Origin of the sequence: Pseudomonas sp. LFS074, assembly GCF_047978165.1 — a bacterium.
Lineage (GTDB): Bacteria > Pseudomonadota > Gammaproteobacteria > Pseudomonadales > Pseudomonadaceae > Aquipseudomonas > Aquipseudomonas putida_P.
The window spans coordinates 3,735,325-3,761,113 of the sequence record NZ_JBFPFV010000001.1 but is presented as its reverse complement, the minus strand read 5'-3'; the positions used below and the strand labels follow the sequence as shown (position 1 = coordinate 3,761,113).

The window sequence follows — 25,789 nt, the reverse complement described above, 5'->3', positions numbered from 1 at the left end:
ATCCGACGTTGTCGGCTGTTACTCGCGGCGCCGATGCCAACGCGTTTGCCAACCACCCCGGTTACTGCCGTATGTTCGCCCCCCAGCGGCTGACGCTGGGCGTGTTCCTGCCATTGCGCGCCTACCAGGGCGACATGCGTGTATTGCTGGGCCAGGCTGAACAGGTGCGGGCCATTGACCGGCTGGGCTTCGCTGCCGTGTGTGCGCGACGTGCCATTGTTCGACCCATCGTTCGGTGATGCTGGGCAGGTGTTCGACCCATTCGCCTACCTGGCCTTCCTGGCCGCTCAGACCCAACGCGTAGCACTGGCCACCGGTAGTGCCATTTTCACCTTGCGTCACCCCATCGACCTGGCAAAAGCAGCGGCGACACTGGACTGCCTGTCGGGCGGGCGGCTGGTGCTGGGTATTGCCTCGGGTGACCGCGCCGTTGAGTTCCCCGCTTATGGCCTGGCCCATGAAGCGCGCGGCGAGCGTTTTGCCCTGGCGGTGGACTATGTGCGCCGATTGCTGGCGGGGCACACGTCGATCGACTCGCCTCTGGGGTTGGTGCGCGATGCCCAGCTGTTGCCCAGGCCGCTGAGTGGGCGTATTCCGTTGGTGGTTACCGGCCGTTCGCAACAAAGCCTGGAGTGGCTGGGCGAGTATGCCGACGGCTGGCTGAGCTACCCGGACGCCACCCACGATGCCATGGGGCGCACGCGCCTGGCCGAGAAGGTCCGCGCCTGGCGTGCCGCAATCCCTGGCGGCGGCTTCCGCCCGCACATGACCAACGAGTGGATTGACCTGGTCGATGACCCGCATTTTCCACGCACACCCGTGCAGGGTGGCTACGTGTTGAAAACCGGGCGTCAGGGGCTGATCGACTTGCTAGGCGAGTGGCAGGCGGCAGGGGTCAACCATGCCGCGCTGGGCATTCACAAGGCGCAACGGCCTGTGGCAGATATCCTCCAGGAGCTGGCGCAAGAGGTGCTACCGCTATTCCCCAGCCTGCCGGGGCCGCAGCCAATGTGTCAGGACTGGTAGATGCCCGGCGGGCTGGGCGCTGAGTCGCAGACCGGTCAGAAATCCCAGCGGGTGGTGACCATCAGGTTGCGTGGTTCGCCATAGTAGGTCGTATCGAAGTTGCCCAGCCCGGTCAGGTAGACCTTGTCGAACACGTTGTTGGCGTTGACCGTAACACTCAGGTGCTCGTTGTACTGGTAGCGGGCCATCAAGTCGACCAGGGTGTAGCCGCCTTGCTTGATGCGGGTGTAGTCATTGGCGACCGGGCTGTAGATGTTGCCATAGAAGCCGCTTTGCCACCTCAGCCCGCCGCCTACGGTCACCGGATCGAGTACACCAGGCAGGCGGTAGGTATTGAACAGCCGCACTACGTGTTCAGGCTTGGTGGTTGCCAACGGGAAACCGAATATCCGCTGGTCGTCGGCATCGCGGGTACGGGCATAGGTATAGCCGGCGGTGATGTTCCAGCCGGGCGCCAGTTCGCCGGCCAGTTCCAGTTCGACACCTTTGGTGGTTGCACCGTCGATAGCTTTGTAGATGCCTTCATTGGTTACCGGGTTGGTGCCGACGTTGGAGGCGACGTTGTCTTGCTCGATGCGGAAGAACGCCAGGGTGCCGTTCAGCCGGCCATCGAACCAGGCGGCCTTGAAACCTGCTTCGTAACCATCGCCTTCCACCGGTGCCAAGGTCGCGCCGTTGATGTCCTTGTACACTTGCGGCTGGTAAATGGAGGTGTAGCTGGCATAGGCCGAGTAGGTGTCGTCCAGGTCGTAGACCACGCCCGCGTAGGGGGTGACCACACCGTGTTCCTTGTAGCTCGCGTGGGTGTCGCTCAGCGAAGACGTTGGGTAATAGTCTTCATCATCGTTGTACTTGAAGGTGCTGACGCGGGTGCCAAGGATGACCGAAAGCTTGTCGGTCGGCCGCAGGCGGGTGGCCACATAGGCGCCGTTCTGGCTTTGCGTGGTGGTGTAGTCGCCGTTTTTCGGGAAGTGCTGCTCGGGCAGTTTGCCGTTCCAGTCGAAGATGGAGCCGGGCACCCTCTCGAATGCGCTGCCGTCGTAGGTATCACCGGTCTGCCGCGAATGCGAGGTCATGAAGCCTGCCACCAGGTCATGCTCGCGGCCGAACAGGGTGAACGGCCCGGATACATTCAAGTCTGCGGTGTTTTGCACGCGGTGGCCTTCCCAGCGCCCCCAATACAGGAACATCCCTTCGCCGGTGACCGGGTCCGGGTTGCCGCCGCTGGCAGAAGCCAGGCGTGTGTCGTGATCGCTGATCATGTGGTTGAGGCTGAATTTGACCTTCCAGTCATTGACCAGGGCCTGCTCCAGCGAGCTGAAGTAGGTGGTGGACTGGAAGTCGCGACGGCTCCAGTCGGCTGCCGGGTTGTGTGCGCGCGAAAAGTCGGTGCGGCTGCCGTCGGAGAAGTACGTCGGGTTGCCGGTCCAGGACGACCCGCGCGGGGTAGTGGCCTGGTTGTCGATGCCGAATGTCAGCAGCGTGTCGGGTGTCAGGTCGGCTTCGACAATGCCGTAGTAGACGTCCTTTTTCTGCTTGTAGTGGTCCAGGTACGACTTGCGGTCCTGGTAGGCACCTACCAGGCGGCCGCGCACGCTACCGCTGTCGTTGAGCGAACCGGAAATGTCACCTTCGGTGCGGTAGTTGTCCCAGGAGCCGGCGCTGGCGGTGATCGACGCCTTGAAGTCGTGAGTGGGCTTCTTGCGCACCAGGTTGACCGTGGCAGATGGGTCGCCAGAGCCGGTCATCAGGCCGGTCGCGCCCTTGATGACTTCGATACGGTCATAGGCGGCCATGTCGACATGGGTTACGCCCTCGTCGTAGACCCCGTCATAGATGGTGTTGATGCCATCGTACTGGTAATTGGTGATGGCAAAGCCGCGTGCGGAGTACTCCATGCGTTCGCTGTCATAAGCCTGGACTGACACCCCAGGCGTGTTGCGCAGCACGTCGCCGATGTCTTGCGAGCCGTGGTCGTCCATGACCTGGCGAGTGATCACGCTGACCGACTGCGGTGTCTCACGCAGGGTCAGTGGCAGCTTGGTTGCAGTGGTAGAACCACCGGTGGTGTACGCACCGGTACCCTCGGTGACGTTACCCAGCCCCAGGGCATCGACGCGGCTGGGTGCCAACTCCACCACATCGCCCTCGCCGGTGTTCAACAGCAGCGAATAGCGCCCGTCACTTTCCTGTATGGCTTGCAACCCGGTACCGCCCAGCAGCATTCGCAAGGCCTGCTCTACGCCATAGCGCCCGTCGAGTGCCGGCGAACGTTTACCGCGCGTCAAGTGCGTGTCGAACGACAGCACGATGCCGGACTGCGCAGCGAACTGAGTCAGTGTTTCGCCTAAGTCACCCTGCGGCAGGTGGTAATCATGGGCTTGGCTGGCACAGGCGGCGCCGGGCCCACCGAGCAGGGCAGCCAGCATCAGGCAGGTGCGCAGGCCTGGCGCAGTGAAAGGCCTGGGGTTGAAGCGGCGGGTCATGTTTGCGTTTCTCATGTAGGTAAGTGTCGGGTTACCTATGAGTCGGATAAGCCGCAGCAAAGTGATCAGGTAGGGCGAGTTTATTTACACCGCCGTGACCGTTACCCAGTAGCGTGTGCGCGCTTGCACCTGCACCGGCAGGGACGTGGCCAGTGCCCGCAGAATCTGGTCGGTATCACTCAGCTTGTAGGTGCCGCTGATGCGTAGGCCTGCCACCGACTGCGCGCAGCGCAGCCAGCCCGGGCGGTAGCGTGAAAGGTTGGCGATGAACGTGTCCAGGCGCTGATCGTTGGCAATCAGCAAACCCTGGCCCCAGGCATCAGCTGCCAGCGCGACAGCTTCCACCGAGGAGAAGCCCTGTTCGTTGAACTGGCAACGCTGGCCGCTCGCTAGCTGAAGGGTTTGGCCCGAAGCCAGCTTCACCTGTGCCTGCTGGGCGAACACCTCAAGGCTGCTGCTGTCTTCGAACAGCCGCACGGCAAAGCGGCTTTCGCCGGCCTCGATGGTGCCGTTACGGGTAACGACTTTACAGGTCTGGCGTGCCGGCACCGTTACCATCAACTCACCTTGGCGCAGGCGCAGCCACGGCGCTTCGCGCAGGTCACCTACATCCGTTGCCGAGGCAGTGTTGAGGACCACCGCAGTGCCATTGTTCAGCAGTAGCGAACGCTGTTCGCCTACGCCGGTACGCACGTCTGCCAGCCACGCAGACTGCTTCACCTCCCGGTAGCCACCCAGGCTCAGAGCACCGCCGCCCAGAAGCACCAAGCCGGCCTTGACCACCCGCCGCCGGCTGGCGTGCCGGCCGTGTGCCGCCAGCGCCAGCACGCGTGCCGAAGCGGGTTTTCGCTTGCTGCCATGCGCGTTTGCAGCCGCTCGGCCTGCTGCCAGGCCCAGCTATTGACGGGTGTCGCATTCAGCCACAGCTGCCAGGCTGAATAGTCACTGGCCTGCACGTCACCGCTGTTGAGCTGGCTGAACCAGTGCGCAGCCTGGCGCAACGAAGCCCGCTGCTCGGCATCCAGGTGCACGCTCACAGGCCTAGGCCAAGGCTGTAGATCATGCAGTGCTCGGCCGCTTTGGCAACGTAACGGCGCACACTGACTTCGGAAATGCCCAGCTGCGCGGCGATTTGCTTGTAGGGCATGCCATCGATCTGCGAAAGCAGAAATGCCTCGCGCACCTTGGGCCCGAGCGAGGCCAGCATGGCGTCGAGTTCGAACAGGGTTTGCAGCAGGGCCAGGCGTTGCTCGGGGGAGATATCCAGTGCTTCGGGTTGCTCGGCGAGCACCTGCAGCCAGGCCCGTTCCAGGTGCACGCGGCGCAGGTGGTCGATCATCAGACGGCGTGCGATGGTTGCCAGGTAACCTTTGGGTTCGCGCACGGCTTCGAGTTTTACCGCAGCGTCGGCGGCAGACATGACGCGCACGAACACATCCTGAACGAGGTCTGCGGCCAGGTGGCTGCAGTTGACTCGCGGTTTAAGCCAGTTATGCAGCCATTTGCTCTGGGCCCGGTATAGCTGGCTGACTTGAGAAGTGAACGCTACGTCCGGGGTGCTCATCCATGCCGCCTGAAAATGCTTGCAAATGTTAATGGTTCGCATTTTAGGCAGAGTGTTTCAGGCTTTGCAATCACTGCTCCTGTGCCGGCAAGTCAGCTCAGGCTGAGGTGGCGCGCTCGGCAGGGTCTGCTCCGCGTGCCGGGTTGTGCTTGTTTCTGCGGGTAAACAGCAGACGTATCAGGGTATTCCAGCAATAGGCCACCAGCACCCCACCAGCGAGTGCCAGGGCCACCTCGAACAGCGGGTGCCTGGACACATGGTCCGCCACGGACTGGAACTGGAAATGCGTCAGGTAGATAAACAAGGTTGAAGAGGCGATCACGGCGCCTGCCCGGGCAACCAGGGCCGGGACCGGCACCGAGCGAAACCAGATCAGCGCCAGCATCGCCGGCAGGGCGATGTCGACATAGCGCGTGAACGCTTCCCAGCCAACACCGGCCACCGCCATCAGGTCCAGCTCGCCGACCACCAGCACGGCTACTGCGCTGGCCACCCATTTACGTGCGGTGGTGTCGGCGTGGTGCACGGCCATGCCCAGCACCATCACCGCCAGGAAGTGCTGCGGTACCCGGTGGAGCAGGGCACTGGCGTCGAATACGAACTGGTTGATGAGCACATCCAGCGCCACCAGCGCACAGGCCGCGATGATCAGGCAGCGGAACGGGTCGGCCACGACGACCCGGCGCACGCGCCTGATCGACAGCAGCAGGCCAATGATCACGATCATCTGCACCAGCACTTCGATGTACCAGTAGTTGAACAGGCTGACCTCGCTGGCCGGGAACCAGTTGGACACCAGCAGCAGCGATTGCCAGTGCAACCGGTCGAACACCAGCTGGATCAGTGCTGTGTACAACAGCGTCGGCACCACGATGGCTGCCAACGACCTGAGCAGCGTGCGTGCATCACCACGTGCTTCGATGGCCTTGAGCTGAAAGCGTGCCAGGCTGATGCCGGAAACCAGGAACAATACCGAGGTTTCACCGACGATCAGCCAGTGGTCGAATTCGCTCAGGTGGCCAACCACAATCAGGATGATGGCGAGCATGCGCACGAACACCGGCATTTCCATCACCCGCCACGCGCCCTTGGGCGGCGCACTCAGCTCGGCCAGTTGGCACACTGGCAGGGTTTCCCAGCGCTCTGGCAGGTGGCCGATCAGCGCTTCCAACACCCGCGAGGCCTGCACGAAAGATATCGAGTCGCCACCCAGCTCGACAAAGCTCAACCTGGCGTCCAGGCGCGGCACCTGGAGAATGCGTGCCCAGGCCGTGCTGAGCTTTTCGGCCAGCGGGGACAACACTTGGTTGGCACTGTCGTCGAAGGGGGCAGGCAGGGCGCGTTTGTCGACCTTGCCGTTGGGCGTGAGCGGTAGGGCATCCAGGAACACGAACAGCGCCGGCACCATATAGTCCGGCAACTGGCCGGCGAGCGCCTGGCGCAGCTCGTCAGCCCGGGTAGCCTGCTGTGCGACGCAATAGGCAACCAGGCGGGTCGCCCCGCCATCCTGGTTGGCCACCACCACGCATTGCCCGATGTGCGGTTGACGGGTGATGGCGTTCTCGATTTCCGCCAGCTCGATGCGATGGCCGCGGATTTTCACCTGGCTGTCACCGCGCCCCAGAAAACTGGCGCTGCCATCGGCCAGGTAGGTGCCCAGGTCACCGGTGCGATAACAGCGGTCGCTTGCACTGCCGGTGAACGGGTTGGCGATGAACTTGGCCTCGGTCAGTGCCGGGTCGTTCCAGTAGCCCAGCGACAGGTACGGGCTGCGGATCAGGATTTCGCCGGTTTCACCTTCGCTGACCAACTGGTTGGCCGGGTTGACCACCAGCAACTGCGCATCGGCAATGCCTTTGCCCAAGGGTACGCGGGCATCGACCGCCTCCGGTTCGAGGGTATGGAAAGCCATGGCTTGCGGGGTTTCGGTGGTGCCGTAGAAGTTCACATTGACGGCATTCGGTGCGATGGCGCGCACCTGCTGGTACTGCGCCGGGCTGAGCGCATCACCGCCCCAGAACAGGTAGCGCAGCTGGTCGAACACCTGGCTATTCATGTGTGCGCCGGTTTCGATCAGTTTGCCCAGTGGTGGGGTGAGGTGGATCACGCTCACGCCGTGCTGGTGAATCCAGCTGGCCAGCCGTGAGGGGTCGGTCAAGGTCGACTGGGCCGGGCAGGCGAGGGTCGCGCCGATCGACAGTGGTGTGAACACGTCGCGGTACACCGGGTCATGACCCAGGCCGGAAAGCAGCGAGAAGGTGTCAGCTTGGGTGAAGCCATGCTGTTGCACATGCCAGTCGATGAAGTGCACCAACGGCGCGTGGTGGGTGACGATGCCCTTGGGCTCGCCGGTGCTGCCCGAGGTGAAGGTGATGTAGGCCGGTTGCTCGGGGCTGACAGCGGGCAGCGCGACAGGTTGGCGAGGGAAGGCTTGCTGTGCTGCAGTGGGGGCTTCTGGCTCCGCAGCGACAATGAACTGGCCGGCGTCCACGGTTGCCTCGCCGCAGCGCAGGACCACGGCAGGCTTCAGGGTGCTGACGATTTGCTTGATGCGCACGGCGGGGTAGGCGGCGTCGGCCACGGTGAAGGCCAGGCCGGCGCGCAGGCAGCCGAGCATGGCGTACACCAGCGCAGCGCTTCGGCTGGCGACGATGACCACACGATCGGCGCCGCTGGCAGCGTTTTCTACCAAAAATGCGGCAATGCCCTGACTGATCTGCTCCAGTTGGGTGTAGCTGCAGGTGGTGTGCTGGGCAATGATGGCAGTGGCATCCGGGCAGCGGCTGGCTTGCTTGAGAAAAGCCTGATGAATCGGCTGCTCGGCACGGTACTCCAGGCGCAGCGTCGGGTTCGGGCGCAGGTCCGGCATGATGGGTGAAGGCTCCGCATGAACGTTGGGGCTGGCTGGTAGCACAACGCTAGTGCAGGGTGGCCGATGGCGCCAATGATTGGAGGCTGCCTTGCGATAGCCGGGTTGGCACGACACTGATTTCGCAGCCAGTCCTAGTGCCCTGTGGGAGCGGGATTACCCGCGAAGAATCCAACGCGGTGCCTGGCACCGGCTGTGCCGGTGTTCGCGGGTAAACCCGCTCCCACAGAGTGGACTGCCCCTGCTAAATCAATCGGTACTTGTTTGCAAAGCCCGAGGCCGCTGGCTGCGCTGTTCATCATCGGCGCTGGCCGCCGCCTGCAGGCAAAAATCGAACACCACCCGCGCCACTCCGTCCGCAAGCTGTTCAACCTCACCCACCAGCCCGTCACGGGTGGCATGGGCAAAGTCATCCCACAAATATTCGTCCCCCGCCAGGTTGATCTGCGTGGTCAGGTGCCGATACCCCGGTGCGCTGATGAAAAAGTGGATATGCGCGGGCCGCTGGCCATGGCGGCCCAACTGGTCCAGGCAGGCTTGGGTCGGCCCGTCGGCCGGGCAGCCATAGCCGCTGGGTACGATGCTGCGGGCGCGATAGCGGCCCTGGGCATCCGTGCGGATACGCCGGCGCAGGTTGTACTCGGCCTGGCTGGTGTCGAAGTAGGAGTACAGCCCCTGGGTATTGGCGTGCCACACATCGACGATGGCCCCGGCCAGCGGTTTGCCGTGCACGTCCAGCACCTGGCCTTCGAGCAGCATTGGCTGGCCCAGGTCGAGGCCATCGTCCAGCCGAGCTTCGCCTTCGCACAGCGGCGCGCCAGCCACGTACAACGGGCCTTCGATGGTGCGCGGTGTACCGCCGGCATAGCCGGCCTGGCTATCGCGGGCATCGCTGAGCAGGTCGAGGAAGTGCTCCAGGCCAAGCCCCGCCATCAGCAGGCCCGCTTCGTTGCGCCCGCCCAGGCGATTGAGGTAGTCCACCGCTAGCCAGAATTCGTCGTCGCTGATCGCCAGGTCTTCGATCAGCCTGGCGCTGTCCTGCAGGATGCGCAGCACGACCTGCTTCAGGCGTGGGTTGCCCTGGTCGTTGCCTATGCCTGCGGCCTTGGCGAAAAAGGCCTGCACGTCGGGGGAATGGGATATCGCTACAGTCATGGTTGCCTCACCGGTCGTTGTTGTTATTGCGGTGCAAAGGCTTGAGCAAATGCAATGCCAGGTTGGTAACACGCTGAAATCAGGCAGTTTTGTTGTTCAGGCGGGGGTGAAAGCGGGCGCAGGCTCGATCATTTGATCAACCTGCGCCAGTGTCATTGCGCAAATGCTCAAGGCTTGTCGGGGGCTTTCTTCAGCCGATAGGCAAGGGCAGGGCGGGTTACGCCGAGCAGGCGCGCGGCTTCAGAAACATTCTGCCCGCAGCGCTGCATGGCTTCCTGCATCAGCGCGTCTTCGACGGCATCCAGGCCAGTACCGCTGTCGAGAATCTGCGCCACCCAGCCAGGCGCAGCCTGGTCACTGGCCGCGACCAGCCGGCCATCGCTACCCAGGCCGATGCTGTCGATAGCCGGCGGCTCATGCGGGAACAGCGCGTCCAGGCCGATGCTCTGGTTCTCGTCGGTGATGATCACGCCGCGCTCCATCAGGTTTTCCAATTCGCGGATGTTGCCTGGCCAGTCGTATTGCAAGCACACCTGCAGCGCTCGGTCGCTCAGGCCACGGGTTTTCTTGCCGTAGCTTTGGTGCAGGCGGCCGAGAAAGTGCTCGATCAGCAGCGGGATGTCTTCGCGGCGCTCACGCAGCGCCGGAATGTGCACGGGGAACACGTTAAGCCGGTAGAACAGGTCGGCACGGAAGCGCCCGTCCTTGACCGCCTGTTCGAGGTTCTCGTGGGTGGCAGCGATCACCCGCACGTCCACCGGCCGCGTACGGCTGTCGCCCACCCGCTCCAGTTCGCCCTCCTGCAGCACGCGCAGCAGGCTGGCCTGGGCTCGCGGGGTTAACTCGACGATCTCGTCCAGGAACAGCGTGCCGCCGTTGGCCCGCTCGAAGCGCCCCATGCGAGCCTGCTGGGCGCCGGTGTAGGCGCCTTTCTCGACGCCGAACAGCTCGGCTTCGATCAGGTCTGGCGGGATGGTCGCGCAGTTCAGCGCGACGAATGCCGCGCCGGCACGCTCACTGCGCAGGTGCAGGCTGCGGGCGATCACTTCCTTGCCCACCCCGGTTTCACCCAGCAGCAATACCGAGGCCTTGCCTGGGGCGACCTTGTCGGTGAGCGCGCAGCAGCGCCGGTAAACCGCCGACTGGCCAATGCCGTAGAACTGCCCTGACTCGTATTGCAGGCGCTGGCGCAGGTTGGCTACTTGCACTTGCAGCGATTGCAGCTCGTCGATCACCGGGTCGCTCTGGAAGTAGCGCAAGAAGGTTTCGGCATCGTCCCATTGCTCCACCGGCTTGCCGATGATGCGGCATTCGCTGCCACCGCAACCGCGGCAGCTGACCTCCTTGTACAGCACCTGGCGGCCAAGGAAGAACGAGCTGTAGCTGATGGCATAGCCCAGCAGCATCCAGCACACCGGCTGTTCGGAATGCAGGCCTTCTGACTGGCAGTTTTCCACCTCGAAGGAATCCTGCCACTCGATGTCGGCGTAGAAGTGGCCGTTGTCCAGGTCGATTTCCAGTTGCTGCGGGCGCACCTTGACCATGCCTTTGAGCGAGTGCAGTTGCGGGCCGATGAAGAACATTTCCACCGGGTTGCCGTTGGGCCGCAGCTTGCGGGCAAGCTCGGCGTCCTTCAGGCCTGACTGGTAGCCCAGGCGTAGGAAGAAGCCTTTGGCCCGTTCTTCGCCGAGCATTTCGATCAGCTCGCGACGCATGCTGGCCATGGTCGCAGCTTGCACCAGCAGCATGCGTTGTTCGTCCAGCCAGATCTTGCCTTCGGTGCCTTCGAACCGTACCCGCTCGGTCAGGTCTTTCAGCGCCGGTGCAGGTTCAGGCGCCCTGTACTGGGTAATCATTCGCTTGCGCCCCTTGCTTGTAGTTGTATGGGGATTTGGCGTGCACCCGCTCAGGCTGGGCGGGTTTATCGGTCACGCCGAAACGACCTCGGTGTTGCAGGCAAGGCCCGGGTCGCTCTCTTTTCTAAACCGCCTGAAAGCCGCGCAAAAGTCAATCGCTGGCCGCATTGGCCATTTGCTCCATCCGCCTTGGCCCGATTGAGCAAATGATCAAACGGGCAGGCTTCTGTGTGCGGGCAGGGCCACGTCCGGTTAGCGTCAGTAGAAATTAAAACTCATAAAAAACAATGAGTTGAATGAATTTTTATTTGGTTTGAAAGTGCCTGGCACAGCCGTTGCTCTAGCCCTTGGCACGTCCAGCCGGAGCACCAGCGCATGACCTCAGCCACCCCTTCTTTCGAACAGATGCCGCGCTACGTCCGCGTACGCAGCGAACCGGATGCGGCCTTTGTCGAGTTCGACTTCGCCATCGGTTACCCGGACCTGTTCGTCGAACTGGTCCTGCCGCGCACTGCCTTCGCCAGCTTCTGCGCCAGCAACCGAGTGCGCCACATGGATGCCGCGATGGCCGCTGCCGTCGATGCCGACATGCAGAAGTGGCGCTATGGCGAAAGCCGCGACGCGGACGAGTGAAGCGCCGCTTGCCGGCGCATTGCATCCCCACAACAACAAGTACAGGACGCCTTGCATGAGTATCGAGATCAAGACGGCCACGGTCGAGCCGATCCGCCAGACCTTCAGCCACACCCGCCGCCGTTTCGGTGACAAGCCGGCCAGCCGTTATCAGGAAGCCAGCTTCGACATCGAAGCCGCCAGCAACTTCCACTACCGCCCGCTGTGGCAGCCCGACAAGCTGCTCAACGACCCCAGCCGCACTGCCGTGCAAATGGCCGACTGGTACGCCGTCAGCGACCCGCGCCAGTATTACTACGGCACCTACGTGCAGGCCCGGGCCCGCATGCAGGAAAACGCCGAGCACAGTTTTGCCTTCTGCGAAAAACGCGAACTGCTGACCAGCCTGCCTGCCGAAACCCGCGCCCTGATCGCGCGCCTGTTGCTACCGCTGCGCCATGCCGAACTGGGCGCCAACATGAACAACAGTGGCATTGCCGCCGACGCGTTCGGCACCAGCGTCACCCAGATGCACATGTTCCACGCCATGGACCGCCTGGCCATTGCCCAATATCTGTCGCGCATGGGGCTGTTGCTGGAGGACGACGGCCTGGCACTGCTGGCCGAAGCCAAGCAGCGCTGGCTGGACGAGCCAGCCTGGCAAGGGCTGCGCCGTTACGTGGAGGACAGCCTGGTGCTGCGCGATTGGTTCGAGCTGAGCCTGGCGCAGAACCTGGTCAGCGATGGCCTGCTGTACCCGCTGTTGTTCGAGCACTTCGACGCGCAATTGGTGGCCGCCGGGGCAGGGCAGCTGGGCATGCTCACCGAGTTCATGCGCCTGTGGTTCGCCGAGAGCCAGCGCTGGGTCGATGCCCTGGTCAAGACCGTGGTTGCCGAAAGCCCGCACAACCGTCAGTTGATCGAGGGCTGGGTCAGCCAATGGCGCGGCCGCGCCGTGCAAGCGCTGCTGCCACTGGCCGAGGCCGGCCCCGGCCGCGACGCGCTGGATGCCTGTGACAGTGCCTTCGGCGCACGCCTGAAAAAACTCGGCCTCAGTGGAGATGCCGCATGACTTCCCTCGTTTATATCGCCTTCCAGGACAACGACAGCGCCCGCTACATCGTCGAGGCCATCACCCAGGACAACCCCCATGCCCAGGTGCAGCACCAGCCGGCGATGATCCGCGTGCAGGCCGAAGGGCGCCTGGAAATTCACCGCGCCACGGTGGAAGACAAGCTTGGCCGTGAATGGGACGTGCAGGAAATGCTGATCGACGTGATCACCCTCGGCGGCAACGTCGAGGAAGACGAAGACTGCTTCGCCCTGCACTGGAACTGATCCGCACAACGACAAGAACAAGGGAGACCACCATGGCCGCCAAGCGCCTCAACCAGAAAGACAAGTACCGCTGCCTGACCCGTGACCTGGGCTGGGAGCCGAGCTACCAGAGCAAGGAAGACATCTACCCCTACGAGCGGTTCGAAGGCATCAAGATCACCGACTGGGACAAGTGGGAAGACCCGTTCCGCCTGACCATGGACGCCTACTGGAAGTACCAGGCCGAAAAAGAAAAGAAGCTGTACGCCATCTTCGATGCCTTTGCCCAGAACAACGGCCACCAGAACATTTCCGACGCCCGTTATGTCAACGCCCTGAAGTTGTTCCTGAGTGGCGTCACACCCCTGGAGTACCAGGCCTATCAGGGCTTTGCCCGGGTTGGCCGGCACTTTGGCGGTGCCGGCGCACGGGTGGCCTGCCAGATGCAGGCCATCGACGAGCTGCGCCACGTGCAGACCCAGGTGCACGCCATGAGCCACTACAACAAGCACTTCAACGGCCTGCATGACTTTGCCCACATGCACGACCGGGTGTGGTTCCTGTCGGTGCCCAAGTCGTTCTTCGAGGATGCCCGCACGGCGGGCCCGTTCGAGTTCCTTACCGCTATTTCGTTCTCGTTCGAGTACGTGCTGACCAACCTGCTGTTCGTGCCATTCATGTCGGGTGCGGCATTCAACGGCGACATGGCCACGGTCACCTTCGGTTTCTCGGCGCAGTCCGATGAAGCCCGGCACATGACCCTGGGCCTGGAGGTGATCAAGTTCCTGCTGGAGCAGCACGAGGACAACGTGCCTATCGTGCAACGCTGGATCGACAAGTGGTTCTGGCGCGGCTACCGGCTGCTGACCTTGGTCGGCATGATGATGGACTACATGCTGCCAAACAAAGTGATGTCCTGGGCCGAAGCCTGGGAGGTGTATTTCGAGGAGGCCGGCGGCGCGCTGTTCAAGGACCTGGAACGCTATGGCATTCGCCCGCCGAAATACGTCGAGCAGACCACCATCGGCAAAGAGCACATCAGCCACCAGGCCTGGTCGATCTTCTACCAGTACAGCCAGGCCACCAACTTCCACACCTGGATCCCTACCGACGAAGAACTGGACTGGCTGTCGGCCAAGTACCCGGACACCTTCGACCGCTACTACCGCCCGCGCTACGAGCATTGGCGCGAATTGCAGGCGCGCGGTGAGCGCTTCTACAACCCGACGCTGCCGATGCTGTGCCAGATCTGCCAGATCCCGCTGGCCTTCACCGAGCCGGATGCGCCGACGCAACTGAGCCACCGTAGCCTGGTGCACGAGGGCGAGCGCTACCACTTCTGCTCCGATGGTTGCTGCGACATCTTCGCCTTCGAGCCGGACAAGTACGTGCAGGCCTGGTTGCCGGTGCACCAGATCCTGCAGGGCAACTGCGGGGGCGGCGATGTCGAGTCGGTGGTGCGCGACTACTACAACATCACCCCCGGCCAGGACAACTTCGAGTACCAGGGCTCGCCCGAACAGCAGCGCTGGCAGGCGCTGCAGGGTGCCGAACGCAAGGTTGTCTGAAGTGCCGATCTGCCAGGGCGCGCTTGTTGCGCCCTGGTTTTCACAAGAACAAGAGGACCAACGCCATGCCCGTGACCGCCATCGGCCGCTACACCGCCCAACCCCTGGACTGCCAGGCCAATTTCCACGGCGCCCAGCTGGTGTACCTGTGCTGGGAAAACCACCTGCTGTTCTGCGCACCGTTCACCTTGCCGGTGGACCCGGCGCTGCCTTTTGCCGCCTTCATCGAACAGGTGGTCAAGCCGGCCATTGCCCTGCACCCGGATGCTGCACAGGTCGATTTTGCCGCCGCCCGCTGGCGCCTTGACGAGCAGCCGTTCACGCCTGACCTGGCCCGTGGCCTGGCCGCCAACGGGGTTGCCCACAAGAGCCTGCTGCACCTGCACACCCCCGGCCTCGAAGGCCTGGGCGGCAGCCACAACTGAGGAATGCCGCCATGAGCTATCAAGTCACCATCGAACCTACCGGTGAGCAGATCGAAGTGGAGGAGGGCCAGACCATCCTGGAAGCCGCCCTGCGCCAGGGCGTCTGGCTGCCGTTTGCCTGTGGCCACGGCACTTGTGCCACCTGCAAATGCCAGGTGCTGGAAGGCGAAGTCGACCTCGGCGCTGCATCGTCCTTCGCCCTGATGGACATGGAACGCGACGAGGGCAAGGTGCTGGCCTGCTGCGCGATCCCGCAGAGTGACCTGGTGATCGAGGCCGACATCGATGTCGACCCGGACTTCGCCGGCCTGCCGGTGCAGGACTACCGTGCGGTGGTCACCCAGCTGGTGGAACTGTCGCCGACCATTCGCGGCGTGCACCTCAAGCTCGACCGGCCGATGGCCTTCCAGGCCGGGCAGTACGTGAACTTGCAGCTGCCAGGTATCGAAGGCTCCCGTGCGTTTTCCCTGGCCAACCCGCCCCAGCAGGCCGACGAGGTGGAACTGCACGTGCGTCTGGTAGAAGGCGGCGTGGCCACCGGGTACATCCACCAGCAGCTCAAGGTGGGCGATGCGCTGGCGCTGTCCGGCCCTTACGGGCAGTTCTTCGTGCGCGGCTCACAGCCGGGTGACCTGATTTTCATCGCTGGCGGCTCGGGGCTTTCCAGCCCGCAGTCGATGATTCTCGACTTGCTGGCGCGTGGCGATACCCGGCGCATCACACTGTTCCAGGGCGCCCGTACCCGAGCTGAACTGTACAACCGCGAGTTGTTCGAGGCGCTGGCCGAGCGCCATGCCAACTTCAGCTACGTGCCTGCTCTTAGCCAGGCTGCTGAGGACGAGCAGTGGCAAGGTGTGCGCGGCTATGTGCACGACGCGGCCAGGCAGCATTTCGATGGCCGCTTCAACGGTCACAAGGCCTACCTGTGCGGCCCGCCACCGATGATCGATGCGGCCATCACCTGCCTGATGCAAGGCCGCCTGTTCGAACGCGACATCTTCATGGAGCGCTTCTACAGCGCTGCCGATGGTGCTGCCGAAGGCCAGCGTTCGGCCCTGTTCAAACGCATCTGAACACCTTCAAGCCCGGCGCCCCGAACGCGGGGGGCCGGCGTGCACCCGACCGATAACAACAACAAAGGTTGACCCGATGAACCCGACCCTAGCGAACCTGCTTCGCCTTGCCGTGTGTGCCTCGTTGTTCGGCGCCGCCAACTTGACCCATGCCACCGAAGGGGGTGGCACCTCGTATCCACTGGGGGCCGAGAACTACATGTCCGGCGCCATGCCGCCACCGGGCTTCTATGGCCAGCTGTTCGTCAACCACTATGAAGCAGACAACCTGCGTGGCAACGACGGGCGCAAACTGCCGGTGGACTTTCGCGTGCGGGCCAACGCCATCGTCCCCCGGCTGATCTGGGTGAGTGACTACACCCTGCTGGGCGGTAGCCTGGCGCTGCATGCCATCGTGCCGCTGGTGGACGTCAAGGTCTCGCTCAATGGCCAGTCACAGCACAACAGTGGCCTGGGTGACGTGATCTTCGGCCCGGCACTGGGCTTTCACCACAGCGACAAGTTCCACAGCATCCTGGCCTTCGACATGATTGCCCCCACCGGCCGCTACGACAAAAACGACCTGGCCAACCCAGGGCGCAACTACTGGGTGTTCGAGCCGGTGTATGCGATGAGCTATGTCGACCCGGCGGGGCTCAACCTGGATGCCAAGGTGATGTACGACTTCAACCGGCGCAACCCAGCCACCGATTACCGCTCGGGGCAGGAATTTCATGTGGATTATGCCGTGGGGTGGGGGCTTGGGAATGGTTGGGTGCTGGGGGTAGGGGGGTACTACTACCGGCAGACGACTGACGACAACCTGGATGGCGAGCGCATCGAAGACAACAAAGGCCGCAGCTTTGCCATCGGGCCGTCGATCAAGTACAGCGGCAAGGATGGCTGGTTCGTGACGGCCAAGTGGTCGAAGGAAACCGAAGTGCGCAACCGCGCCCAAGGCGATGCCTACTGGTTGAAGTTGACCTTGCCCTTCTAAGCCTGCGTGGTCCCTGTAGGAGCGGCCTTGTGTCGCGATCGGGCTGCACAGCAGCCCCTCGGTTTCTGCCGCGCTGCAGAGCGTGCTGGGGCTGCTGCGCAGCCCGATCGCGACACAAGGCCGCTCCTACAAACAACGCAGGTCGCTGGGCGTCAGGCCACATCCACCAGCACAATCTCGCTGTCTTCGATAGCGGTCACGCGCAGTACTGCTTCCTGCTCGATTGCCACGCCGTCGCGCGCCTTGGCCCGCAACCCGTTGACCTCGACCAGCCCCTTGGCCGGCACCAGGTAACCCCGGCGTGCGGCATCGAAGCGGTATTCGGCGGTTTCACCCGCACGCAAGGTGGCCGCCACCAACCGTGCATCGGTGCGAATCTGCAGGCTGTCTTCATCACCGGCACGGCCGCTGGCCAGGGTCACGAAGCCTTCGCCACGTTCGCCTTTGGGGAACGGCCGGCTACCCCACTGCGGTGCTTCACCGGTGCGCTCCGGCACGATCCAGATCTGGAAAATGCGCGTATCGACGTCTTCCAGGTTGTACTCGCTGTGCACGATGCCGGTGCCGGCACTCATCACCTGCACATCACCGGCTTCGGTACGGCCCTTGTTGCCCAGGCTGTCCTGGTGGCTGATCGCGCCTTCACGTACATAGGTGATGATTTCCATGTCGCGGTGCGGATGCGGCGGGAAGCCACTGCCGGCTGCAATCAGGTCGTCGTTCCATACCCGCAGGTTGCCCCAGTGCATGCGTGCCGGGTCGTAGTACTCGGCGAAGGAGAAGTGGTGGTGGGCGTCAAGCCAGCCATGGTTGGCGTGGCCGAGGCTTTCGAAGGGTCGCAGTTGCAGCATGATCGTGCTCCTTGAAACAGTGGAATGACGCCATGATGCGCTAAAGAAACATCGAAAATAAGCGTAAATATCGGCTTAAAACAATCTATTTATTGGATTGAATATGCTGCCAAGCGTTATGCGCTTCATCGCCTAATCCACTGATCTGCAAGCATTCGCTGGCGATTTTCCGTCGATGCGGCGAACATGCCCGTTGTTTTGATTTTCAACGGAGTGACCGTGGCCCACGAGCAACCCCAGGCCCTCGCCGACCTTACCCCTCCTGCCCAGTTGCCCTGGTTTCGCCGCCTGGTCGCCCGCCTGCTGGGGCGTGGCCTGACCCGCTTGCAGGCCCAGCACCGTGACTCCTGGTCCCTCGGCCACGCCACTGGCTATGAGGCTGGTCGCCAGGTGTTGGTGATTCGCGATTCGCGCCCCGACACAACCGCTGTGCCTGGCCAGGACGACAACCTGTTCGACGACTGGCGCCTGCCGTTGACAGCCGAGCTGAAGAAGCGCTTCAAGGCGGATGTCGCCCAGCGCCTGCCTACCGAGGCGCAGCCCAGCGCCGCGCAATGGAAGCTGATCTTCAGTGACACCCCTTCCACCTGCGTGGTGGCAGGCGCCGGGGCAGGCAAGTCCACATCGTTGGTGCTGCGCATCCTGCTGTTACGCCATTACCTGGGCTATGAGCTGGATGCAATGACCGTGGTGACCTTCACCCGCGAGTCGCGTAAGGACTTCATCAAGCGCCTGTTGCAGGTCTTCGCCCAGTGGCAGATCAACCTGCAACCGGTGCAGGCCCGCGAGCTGGTGCGCACCTTCCATTCGCGCATCCTGCCGCTGGTGCGCAGCCTGCCGGGCTTCGGCCAGGTGCGAGCATTCGAAACACTGGGCAACGAGATGCCTGCAGGGCGTGAAGCCGAGGCTGACAGCAACCCGTTCGATCTGCGCCTGAACGACGCCCAGCGCCAGCAGCTCAACCAGTGCTACAGCAGCTTGCTGGGCGAGAGCCCGCGTTTTGCCGAGCTGGTAGGCTTGTTGCGCAGCGAAGCGTTGCAGCTCAAACCGCTGGACCCGAACAACCCCGACGTGCAGAAGCGCGCCCAGGTAACCCAATTGGCGGCCCAGCGCGACGATGAACTGTGCGACGTGATCGAGGACCTGTGGTTCGCTGCCGGTGCCTGGCCGATCAAGGGCATCGAACCCTGCCGCGAAACCGTCGATATCCGTGGCAGCCGCTTTCATGTGCATTCAGAGAGTAATAAGACCCAAATTAACGGCCATAATGGCCGCTACGCGGCGGGAGGTCACACCGAACTTCCGCCGAATATTTCCCATATGGAAGTTCACATTGGCTTCCGAGCAGTTGCAGATAACCGATATCTCCCAACTGGTCTTGCCGATGGCGCACCACTGCAACACTTCCTTCTCCCGGCTGGTCAGAACCACCGGTTTGCTGACCGGATGTTCGAAGGCCAGTCCGGCACCGCTCTGCAGTGCGTAGTCCTTGAGCATCCACAGGGTCGGCAGGACCGACTCTATGAAACGGTTGGCCTCGGCCCGGTTTTCCGCTTCCACGCTGAGGCTCAGCGCGCCGAGTTCGCCGCGAGCACCATGCAGCGGCATGGTCAGCCCATACACCAGGCCGGCGGCCGAGGCTTCCTCGAAGAACTCGTGCTGCTTTCGCGTCTGGTAGATGGACGGTTCCCAGAAAATCGGCAGTACGCTCTGGGTACAGTGACTGACCGTCGGGTCGACCCGCGCGTAGCCAGCCCGGTCGTAATGCTCGCGCCAGGCGGCCGGGTAGTTGCCGACGATGAAGGCGTTCTCGTAGTCCTGGCTGTCCTTAGGCAACAGGCCGAACAGGATCTTCGAGAATCCAAGGTCGCTCGCCATCTTCTGCAGGATGGCGCTCCACTCCAATTTTCCACTTGAGCGTTCCAGCTCAAGAAAACCGTCAACCAAGGCCATGGCCGTCTGCAAGGCCAGGGGCCGTTGGTGGTGCTGGGCTTCGACCCGGCGGAAAGCGCGCAGTACCAGCGCCCTGGCGCCAAGCTGGCAGTGCGTGCGGAGTGGGCGGTCAAGCGCACGCTGTTGCAGGCTTTCTGCGACAGGCCACTGATCTGGCTGGACAACTACGCCATGGCCCGGCGCCTGGCCGCATCGTTGGCAGGCGATGCGGTGGCTGGCCCCGGCTTCGAGTACAAGGTCAAGGGTGAATTGGCCCCGGCGCCACTGCTGGATGCATTCGTCAGCGCGGCCAACTTCATCGAGAACCTTGGCCTGGACGTTAACAACGCGGTGGCGGCCATGAGCTTCCCGTCCGGCGACAGTGATGCACGGTTCTTCGAAGCCCTGGCGCTGTATTGGAAAGCGCTGGAAATGCACCTGCTGGACCAGTCGCCGCCGGTGATGAGCTACAACCGCATGTTCGCGCTGTTCGGCGAAAACAACCCGGAAAACCTGCAACTGCTGCCCGACCCGTTGCTGCGGCCATTGGCGCACCTGATGATCGACGAGTTCCAGGATGTGTCGCCGCAGATCGTCAGTTGGCTGCGTGCCAGCCTCGCCGAAATCCGCCGACGCGGCTCGGCCATGCATACTGGGCGCCACGCCCAGCATTCGTCGCTGCTGTGCGTGGGTGACGACTGGCAGTCGATCTACGGCTGGCGTGGCAGTTCGCCCAAGTACTTCATGGAGTTCACCAAGGCCTTCCCGTCACCGGCCAATACGCGGGTAATGCTGGTCGACAACTATCGCTGCCAGCAGCAGGTGATCGACGCGGCCGAGCACCTGGTCAAAGGCACCCCGGCGATTGCCGGCAAGAAAGCCCGTGCCAGTGGCCCGGCGGCCGAGCTGCCCGGCTCGCCGGTCAAGGTGTTCGACCGTGACGAGGCCGCCCTGGGCGAAACGCTGATCGAGCATTACCAGCGCGGTGAGACGGTCATGATGCTGTACCGCAAAGGCAGCGACAGGGCCTTGATGGCCGAGCACCTGCAAGGCGTATTGCACGCCGACGCGGCGCTGCCGGCCGAACAGCGTCGGCTGCGCCAACTGACCTACCACAGTGCCAAGGGCCTGCAGGCCGATGCGGTGTTCATGCTGGGTGACTGCCAGTACCTGACCAGCTCGCCGTACAAGAATCAGGTGTATCGCCAAGCCGGCTTGGGCAAGGCTGGTGATGCGCAGCCGTTCGATACGGCGCAGAAGGAAGAGGTGCAACGCCTGGCCTATGTGGCGGTGACCCGCGCGGTGCAGCACTGCTACTGGCATGTGGAGGCCGCCAACGGCGATGCCGCGGTGGCCCCACGGGCGTCGAGCCAAGTGGATGGCAGGCAGGCCTTTTTCGAAGACCTGCGCGGGCAGTAGGGCGCTATCTGTTCGGGTCTTGCAGGCGGGTAAGCGTTTCGAACAACGCTTCGCGCTGCTGCTCACGCCCGGCGTTCAGGCGCCGGCTGGCCAGGTCGTAAGCCTGGCTGCCAAGGTCCATTCTTTGCAATTGACCACTGCCGTCCAACGCTGGCGCGGGCAGCGCCTCGCCGATGGCTTGCAATACCGTACCATCCAGCGAAGTGACGGCTTCGTTTTCAGCGTCCAGGCAATAGTCCAGGTACTGCATGCCTTGGTACCACCGCTCATCCAGCGTGGCGAACTGGCTGGCGAAGTGCTGGGCAAGGTAACGTTGCCAGCTGGGCTGCCGCGCAACCCATGCCCTGCGCTCTGTGGCGGTTTGGTCGAATTGCCGGACGGCGTGTTCGACATTGCTTTCCACCCGTGTCGAAATCATCGCTTCGCGGCGATACAGCATGCCTTGGCTGGTTTCTGGAAAGTCGAGTGGCACTGCCAGTGACTGGCGCAAGGCCAGGCGTATTTCGATCAGGTCCGTCCCGCCAGTGAGCAGGGCGTTGTCACTCAGCTCGTCGAGGCTGTCCAGCGCAGGCACATCAATCCTTGCGGGCTGTGCCTGGGCAGGTAGCCGCTCCAGCTCCAGCAAGCGTGCCTGGCGCGCCAGTCGAGCGAGCTGGATCCGTTCGCCCAGCGCGTTGACCATTTCCCGGCGATAGAGGGTTCTGAAAAAGTTGAACAGGTAGGCGGGGCGCTCTGCTTCCTGGGCCAGTTGGCTGAACACCTGTGCTTCAATTTCGAGGGCGCTGAACGCATCGGTACCGGCGTCGCCACAGGTGGGCGGGTAGTCTTGCGCGACATTGTCCAGATGGGTGCGCAGCGCCTCATCCTGCCCGGCCTGTTCGAGCAACCGCCAGACCTGGTTACTCAGCCCGCGCAAATCCTGCTCGGCTTGCTGCGAGCGAGTCACGCGTTCGATGACATCGCGTAAATGTCGGTTTGCATCGCCCTCGAATAATTCGTTCCAAAGCTGTGTCTGTTCTGGGCTGGCATCCACGAGCCAGAACTCCTCGCTGATATCCGACAGTTGATCGTCGCTGTGCACTTCGACGCCGGCCGCGCGTAGCCGGCGGTTGCTGTTGGCATCCAGGTCGTTTTCGTTGAAGTCCCACAAGGCATCGCGGTTTGCACGCAGGGCATCGGCAAAGGGGCTGGTCAGCAACTGGTTAAGGTCCGGCACCTCGGCGATCGGGTTGTAGCTCAGGCTGAGGTGGCGCAATTGCAGGTCGGCCTGCGCCATCAGTGATGTGAGGCCGCGCGGCCACTCATGCAGGCTGCAGTTGCGCAGTTGCAGGTTGGTCAGGCGGGTCAGACCGGTCAGGTCGGGGGCCTGACCCAGTGGGTTGTTGGTCAAGCGTAGGCCGCGCAATTGGTGCAGGCCGGTGAATCGTGCTGCCAAGGCATCACTCAGCGTAATGTGGTTGTACTCCAGATCAATGTATTCGAGGGGAAGCTGTGCAAGGGTCTGCAGGTCGGCTTCGCTTAGCTGCAGCCTGTTCAGACGCAGGCTCAGCCGGCGCAGGCGGGTAAGGCCGGTCAGGTGTTGGCGCATCCCGTCGGTCAGGCTGCCCAACTGGTTGTTGCCCAGGTCCAGCTCTTCCAGTTGCGGGGTGGACGCCAGTGCACGGAACAGGCCGTCGAAATCGAGCTCTGGGCTTTGCGCCAGGCGCAGGGTGCGCAACGAGGGGAAACTCTGGAAGAAGTCTGCAGGTATCTGACGGATGCCGATAGCGCGAATGTTCAGGGTGGTGATGTGATCGAAGCGCGCCGGCAGTGATGGCAGGGCGTCGACTTCCAGGTCTTGCAGTGTCAGGCTGTCGGGGTCGTCACGGCGCCAGGCGGCATTGAACAGGTCGCGTACCTCGTTGCGTGCGTTGCGCTGGTTCTCGTTGCCTTGACTCGCCCAGTCACGCAGCGTGTTGTCGAGGCTGTTGCGCTCGGTTTCCAGCGCCCTGATCTGCGCCGCTACGTCACCGCGCTGGCGCAGTTGGCCGAGCAAGGTATTGCGCTCGCTTGAACTCAGGCTGGGGTACAGTGCCCGCAATCGTCTATTTGCCGTATTGGTCCAAGGCAGCCTTCCACTGAGTGGGTAGCCAAGGCGGCCATCGGCCAGGCGCATCGGCGAACGGTAGCCCGGCCTGATGGGTTGCTGCCCGATCAGCCGTGCCGCATGCGCCCGGTTGGCAATCGCCACCTCATACCGTTGGTGAGGATCAAGCTCAGGGTGTTCGGCCTTGAGTGCGGCATCCAGCACTTCACTGTCGGCAGTGGCCAGGTCAGGGCGATACAGCCCCAGCAAGGCCCTGCTCAAGCGGGCATGTGCCTGAAGCCGCCGGGCCTCTTCGGCGACGCGCAAAGGCACCCTGCCTTGGGCCAGGCGTAGACGCTCACTGGCGCAGGTCCTGGCCATGAGCTGCCGGATGGCGCGCCCCGGCAGCCCCGGAAACTGCCTGGCCAGGGGGTGGGCTCGATCGGCAGGGCTGAGCTGATCCCGTGCGCTAAGGCGGTCGAGTGCATCGGCCAGCAAGGCAGGCGGTTGCTGTGCGGCAACCTGGGTTTGGCGAAGTTCGTCGCCTTGCACACCGGAGCACGCTAGCGCTGCCTTCAGCGCTTCGTCAGTCAGGCCGTCACTGATTGGCCCTAAGCGGCGCAACAGATACAGGTCATCCCATTCCAGCGGCGTTTCATGTTCTGCGCGCCATGCGCCTGCACCGTATTCGCGCACTACCGGCCGATAAGCCTGTGGGGCCAGTGGGTGGGGGATGCGCCACTGGCCCCGCTCATACACCTGTTCGTAGACAACACCATCGATGCGAATGTAGTGGCGCCCGTCTACCGTGTAACGGCCTTGTGCGTCGGGCTCAAGGTGTTCGGCAATCGATACCGGGCTTGCACGGTCCTTCAACGTGGGGTTCCACAGGTAGTCGTTGCCATCCTTGACGATGCTCTGCATGGCATCGACGAATCCTGAGGCCTTCAGCGCTATGGTGGCGCCGCCCATGGCAGCCACTGTGACAATGTTCAGCAACACCGACTCAAGCTGGGCCACAGCCGCTTCATTGTCACCTTCCTCCCACGCTGAAATGCCCTCGAACACGCTGCCCATGATCTGCGCGGCGCCGATGGTCAGCATGATCGGGTTCAGGCAGGGTACGACCATGGCGGCGACATTCAGCACGGTCATGCCCAGGTCCAGCCAGTATTCGATGTTCTGCAAGCGTACCCTGGCGTCAACATCTTCTGTGGGAACCGCCACCTGGCGAGCATCGGCCCGCAGACGTACAAGATGGCGGGATTCCAGCTGTGCCCAAGGGACATCTGGCAAGGTGCTGTCGATGGACTCCAGATGTATCGACTTGCGAGGTTGCCGCTGCGCTCCCTGGTCGGCGTTGCTGTAAAGGGCGCGCTCAAGCTGCTGGTTCAACGCTGCCTGTTGCGATTGCAGCGCCAGGGCGACGAAGCGCTTGCGGTAGTCGTCTTGCAGCAGTTGCTGGCGCAGGTACTTGCGTGCATCGCCCAGCGAGGCAAATTCCCTGAGCGCATCGCCATCTGCCGGGTTGTAGAGAAATACCGGGTCATGGGTGCGGTTTTGCGTGGGCGCGATGAACAGCAGTTCGTGGATCGGGATGCCAAACAATTGCAGCTGCCAGCAACGCAGGGGGCGGCCTTGATAGGTGGGGTCGGCGTTTTCGGCACCGAGGCCATGCAGCGCGAAAGCGCTGGCGTGGCTGAGGTGGCCTTTGTAGGCCGCAATACGGGTTTGCACGCGGAACTCGTCACGCCGTGCGGTGATGGCCAGTGACTGCAGCTCGGCTTTGTTTGCACCGCCGTAGACCTGGTCAAGGTGCTGCTGGTAGCGCTGGCCCAGGTCAAGCGCACGGCACTGGTCGATGAACCCCGCCACTGACATCCCTGCGATTGGCCTGATGTCCTGGCGGCCGTGCTGCAGGCGGCTGAAACGGGTGGTATCGGCAGTTCCTTCGAAATTGTGCAGGGCCGCTTCGAGCAGGCTGCGATACTGCGGGTCACCTTTGGGTACGATCTCGCCCAGCTCACCTGGTACTACAGGGCCACTCGGTATCCCGTCCGGTTGCCTGACGGCGGTGGCTTGATAAACGTATTGCGCCTGAGTGACCGGGGTGTCGATGCCCAGCTGCTTTTGCAGCAGTGGGGCGCAGAACGCAGTGACGCCCTGCAAGTCGCTCAGCGCAGCCTGCAGGGCCCTGCTGCTGGCGTCGCGAGTGGCGATGGCGCGCTGCACGGCCTGACGGGTGAGTGGGTCTGCCTGGCTGTACCAAGGGTAAGCATTGCCTTCGGCATCCTGATAGTCCTTGCGCAAGCGCGCCAGGATGCGACTGGCGTGTTCGCTGTGCAGCGCCTTGCTCCAGCCGGGCAGGGACTGTGTCATTTGCGCGTGGTGGTAAGGGGTGTGGCTCATGTCGTAGCTCCGTGGTCGGTCGCCGCTATGGAGCCGCAGGCGCAGGCGCGAGGTGCGGTAGATAATTGCCTGCCCGAGTCGGTGATGCACATGCAGTTGTCGGCGAGGGGCCAGCAGGTGAGCCGTGGCTGGGCCAAGGTGGTGTGCCGGCCTGACGAGTACGCGCCAGGCACCAGTCAGGGAGAG

The 25,789-nt window shown here is 63.1% G+C and carries 18 protein-coding genes and 3 pseudogenes; 11 read left to right on the top strand and 10 right to left on the bottom strand.

What is annotated here, in order from left to right; all coding sequences use genetic code 11:
• Positions 1-8: 8 nt before the first annotated feature.
• A pseudogene (locus ACNQP3_RS17110) lies at positions 9-1,026 on the top strand (LLM class oxidoreductase).
• 35 nt (positions 1,027-1,061) lie between these two features.
• On the opposite strand, the gene ACNQP3_RS17105 reads toward ACNQP3_RS17110, so the two are convergent.
• The 6 genes from ACNQP3_RS17105 to catA all read right to left on the bottom strand — a co-directional run bounded on the left by ACNQP3_RS17105 (position 1,062) and on the right by catA (position 9,100).
• Positions 1,062-3,512: a TonB-dependent siderophore receptor gene (locus ACNQP3_RS17105; protein WP_264316263.1), complete on the bottom strand. Its 2,451-nt coding sequence runs from the start codon at positions 3,510-3,512 to the stop codon at positions 1,062-1,064.
• Between the two features lie 84 nt (positions 3,513-3,596).
• A complete protein-coding gene (locus tag ACNQP3_RS17100) occupies positions 3,597-4,277 on the bottom strand; it encodes a FecR domain-containing protein (protein WP_264316262.1) in 681 nt (226 codons plus the stop codon).
• Entirely contained in the window at positions 4,253-4,549 is a 297-nt protein-coding gene (locus ACNQP3_RS17095) for a DUF4880 domain-containing protein (RefSeq protein WP_264316261.1), read from the bottom strand. Before ACNQP3_RS17095 ends, ACNQP3_RS17100 begins: the two co-directional genes overlap by 25 nt.
• On the bottom strand, positions 4,546-5,076 hold the full coding sequence (locus tag ACNQP3_RS17090; RefSeq protein WP_012272936.1) for a sigma-70 family RNA polymerase sigma factor: 531 nt from the start codon (positions 5,074-5,076) through the stop codon (positions 4,546-4,548). Before ACNQP3_RS17090 ends, ACNQP3_RS17095 begins: the two co-directional genes overlap by 4 nt.
• A 97-nt stretch (positions 5,077-5,173) precedes the next feature.
• Complete coding sequence (locus tag ACNQP3_RS17085; RefSeq protein ID WP_264316260.1) at positions 5,174-7,945, bottom strand: amino acid adenylation domain-containing protein; 2,772 nt, start codon at positions 7,943-7,945, stop codon at positions 5,174-5,176.
• 249 nt (positions 7,946-8,194) lie between these two features.
• Complete coding sequence (catA, locus tag ACNQP3_RS17080; RefSeq protein WP_264316259.1) at positions 8,195-9,100, bottom strand: catechol 1,2-dioxygenase; 906 nt, start codon at positions 9,098-9,100, stop codon at positions 8,195-8,197.
• On the opposite strand from catA, the gene ACNQP3_RS17075 reads away from it, so the two are divergent.
• Positions 9,099-9,236, top strand: a complete 138-nt coding sequence (locus ACNQP3_RS17075; protein ID WP_264316258.1) for a hypothetical protein — start codon at positions 9,099-9,101, stop codon at positions 9,234-9,236. The genes catA and ACNQP3_RS17075 overlap by 2 nt on opposite strands.
• Before the next feature lie 31 nt (positions 9,237-9,267).
• On the opposite strand, the gene ACNQP3_RS17070 is transcribed toward ACNQP3_RS17075, so the two are convergent.
• Positions 9,268-10,956 (bottom strand): sigma-54-dependent Fis family transcriptional regulator, encoded by a 1,689-nt coding sequence (locus tag ACNQP3_RS17070; protein WP_012272933.1) that lies wholly within the window; start codon positions 10,954-10,956, stop codon positions 9,268-9,270.
• 375 nt (positions 10,957-11,331) lie between these two features.
• On the opposite strand from ACNQP3_RS17070, the gene ACNQP3_RS17065 reads away from it, so the two are divergent.
• The 7 genes from ACNQP3_RS17065 to ACNQP3_RS17035 all read left to right on the top strand — a co-directional run bounded on the left by ACNQP3_RS17065 (position 11,332) and on the right by ACNQP3_RS17035 (position 16,927).
• On the top strand, positions 11,332-11,589 hold the full coding sequence (locus tag ACNQP3_RS17065) for a phenol hydroxylase subunit (RefSeq protein ID WP_012272932.1): 258 nt from the start codon (positions 11,332-11,334) through the stop codon (positions 11,587-11,589).
• Between the two features lie 55 nt (positions 11,590-11,644).
• On the top strand, positions 11,645-12,640 hold the full coding sequence (locus ACNQP3_RS17060) for an aromatic/alkene monooxygenase hydroxylase subunit beta (protein WP_264316257.1): 996 nt from the start codon (positions 11,645-11,647) through the stop codon (positions 12,638-12,640).
• Entirely contained in the window at positions 12,637-12,906 is a 270-nt protein-coding gene (locus tag ACNQP3_RS17055; RefSeq protein WP_012272930.1) for an MmoB/DmpM family protein, read from the top strand. The genes ACNQP3_RS17060 and ACNQP3_RS17055 overlap by 4 nt, the downstream gene beginning before the upstream one ends.
• A gap of 32 nt (positions 12,907-12,938) precedes the next feature.
• Entirely contained in the window at positions 12,939-14,453 is a 1,515-nt protein-coding gene (locus ACNQP3_RS17050; protein WP_012272929.1) for an aromatic/alkene/methane monooxygenase hydroxylase/oxygenase subunit alpha, read from the top strand.
• Positions 14,454-14,518: 65 nt separating this feature from the next.
• Positions 14,519-14,878 (top strand): phenol hydroxylase subunit P4, encoded by a 360-nt coding sequence (locus tag ACNQP3_RS17045; protein WP_060492904.1) that lies wholly within the window; start codon positions 14,519-14,521, stop codon positions 14,876-14,878.
• An 11-nt stretch (positions 14,879-14,889) separates the two neighbouring features.
• Positions 14,890-15,951, top strand: a complete 1,062-nt coding sequence (locus tag ACNQP3_RS17040) for an NADH:ubiquinone reductase (Na(+)-transporting) subunit F (RefSeq protein ID WP_060514698.1) — start codon at positions 14,890-14,892, stop codon at positions 15,949-15,951.
• A 76-nt stretch (positions 15,952-16,027) separates the two neighbouring features.
• A complete protein-coding gene (locus tag ACNQP3_RS17035; RefSeq protein ID WP_012272926.1) occupies positions 16,028-16,927 on the top strand; it encodes a SphA family protein in 900 nt (299 codons plus the stop codon).
• A gap of 152 nt (positions 16,928-17,079) precedes the next feature.
• On the opposite strand, the gene ACNQP3_RS17030 is transcribed toward ACNQP3_RS17035, so the two are convergent.
• The gene (locus tag ACNQP3_RS17030) at positions 17,080-17,778 is read right to left on the bottom strand and encodes a pirin family protein (RefSeq protein ID WP_012272925.1); all 699 of its coding nucleotides are present in this window, start codon (positions 17,776-17,778) and stop codon (positions 17,080-17,082) included.
• Between the two features lie 186 nt (positions 17,779-17,964).
• Here ACNQP3_RS17030 and ACNQP3_RS17025 point away from each other — a divergent pair.
• A pseudogene (locus ACNQP3_RS17025) lies at positions 17,965-19,011 on the top strand (UvrD-helicase domain-containing protein); the annotation flags it as partial.
• Here ACNQP3_RS17025 and lasR read toward each other — a convergent pair.
• The gene (gene lasR, locus ACNQP3_RS17020) at positions 19,012-19,731 is read right to left on the bottom strand and encodes a transcriptional regulator LasR (protein WP_347032980.1); all 720 of its coding nucleotides are present in this window, start codon (positions 19,729-19,731) and stop codon (positions 19,012-19,014) included. It lies immediately after the preceding pseudogene.
• Here lasR and ACNQP3_RS17015 point away from each other — a divergent pair.
• A pseudogene (locus ACNQP3_RS17015) lies at positions 19,729-21,129 on the top strand (UvrD-helicase domain-containing protein); the annotation flags it as partial. The gene lasR and the pseudogene ACNQP3_RS17015 overlap by 3 nt on opposite strands.
• Before the next feature lie 4 nt (positions 21,130-21,133).
• Here ACNQP3_RS17015 and ACNQP3_RS17010 read toward each other — a convergent pair.
• Positions 21,134-25,603, bottom strand: coding sequence for a dermonecrotic toxin domain-containing protein (locus ACNQP3_RS17010; protein ID WP_264316255.1), 4,470 nt, complete (start codon positions 25,601-25,603; stop codon positions 21,134-21,136).
• Between the last annotated feature and the right edge of the window lie 186 nt (positions 25,604-25,789).

Coding starts and splice junctions, on each gene's coding strand:
- ACNQP3_RS17105 (WP_264316263.1), bottom strand. CDS start 3,512: ATGACCCGCCGCTTCAACCCCAGGCCTTTCACTGCGCCAGGCCTGCGC.
- ACNQP3_RS17090 (WP_012272936.1), bottom strand. CDS start 5,076: ATGAGCACCCCGGACGTAGCGTTCACTTCTCAAGTCAGCCAGCTATAC.
- ACNQP3_RS17085 (WP_264316260.1), bottom strand. CDS start 7,945: ATGCCGGACCTGCGCCCGAACCCGACGCTGCGCCTGGAGTACCGTGCC.
- ACNQP3_RS17075 (WP_264316258.1), top strand. CDS start 9,099: ATGGTTGCCTCACCGGTCGTTGTTGTTATTGCGGTGCAAAGGCTTGAG.
- catA (WP_264316259.1), bottom strand. CDS start 9,100: ATGACTGTAGCGATATCCCATTCCCCCGACGTGCAGGCCTTTTTCGCC.
- ACNQP3_RS17070 (WP_012272933.1), bottom strand. CDS start 10,956: ATGATTACCCAGTACAGGGCGCCTGAACCTGCACCGGCGCTGAAAGAC.
- ACNQP3_RS17065 (WP_012272932.1), top strand. CDS start 11,332: ATGACCTCAGCCACCCCTTCTTTCGAACAGATGCCGCGCTACGTCCGC.
- ACNQP3_RS17060 (WP_264316257.1), top strand. CDS start 11,645: ATGAGTATCGAGATCAAGACGGCCACGGTCGAGCCGATCCGCCAGACC.
- ACNQP3_RS17055 (WP_012272930.1), top strand. CDS start 12,637: ATGACTTCCCTCGTTTATATCGCCTTCCAGGACAACGACAGCGCCCGC.
- ACNQP3_RS17050 (WP_012272929.1), top strand. CDS start 12,939: ATGGCCGCCAAGCGCCTCAACCAGAAAGACAAGTACCGCTGCCTGACC.
- ACNQP3_RS17045 (WP_060492904.1), top strand. CDS start 14,519: ATGCCCGTGACCGCCATCGGCCGCTACACCGCCCAACCCCTGGACTGC.
- ACNQP3_RS17040 (WP_060514698.1), top strand. CDS start 14,890: ATGAGCTATCAAGTCACCATCGAACCTACCGGTGAGCAGATCGAAGTG.
- ACNQP3_RS17035 (WP_012272926.1), top strand. CDS start 16,028: ATGAACCCGACCCTAGCGAACCTGCTTCGCCTTGCCGTGTGTGCCTCG.
- ACNQP3_RS17030 (WP_012272925.1), bottom strand. CDS start 17,778: ATGCTGCAACTGCGACCCTTCGAAAGCCTCGGCCACGCCAACCATGGC.
- lasR (WP_347032980.1), bottom strand. CDS start 19,731: ATGGCCTTGGTTGACGGTTTTCTTGAGCTGGAACGCTCAAGTGGAAAA.
- ACNQP3_RS17010 (WP_264316255.1), bottom strand. CDS start 25,603: ATGAGCCACACCCCTTACCACCACGCGCAAATGACACAGTCCCTGCCC.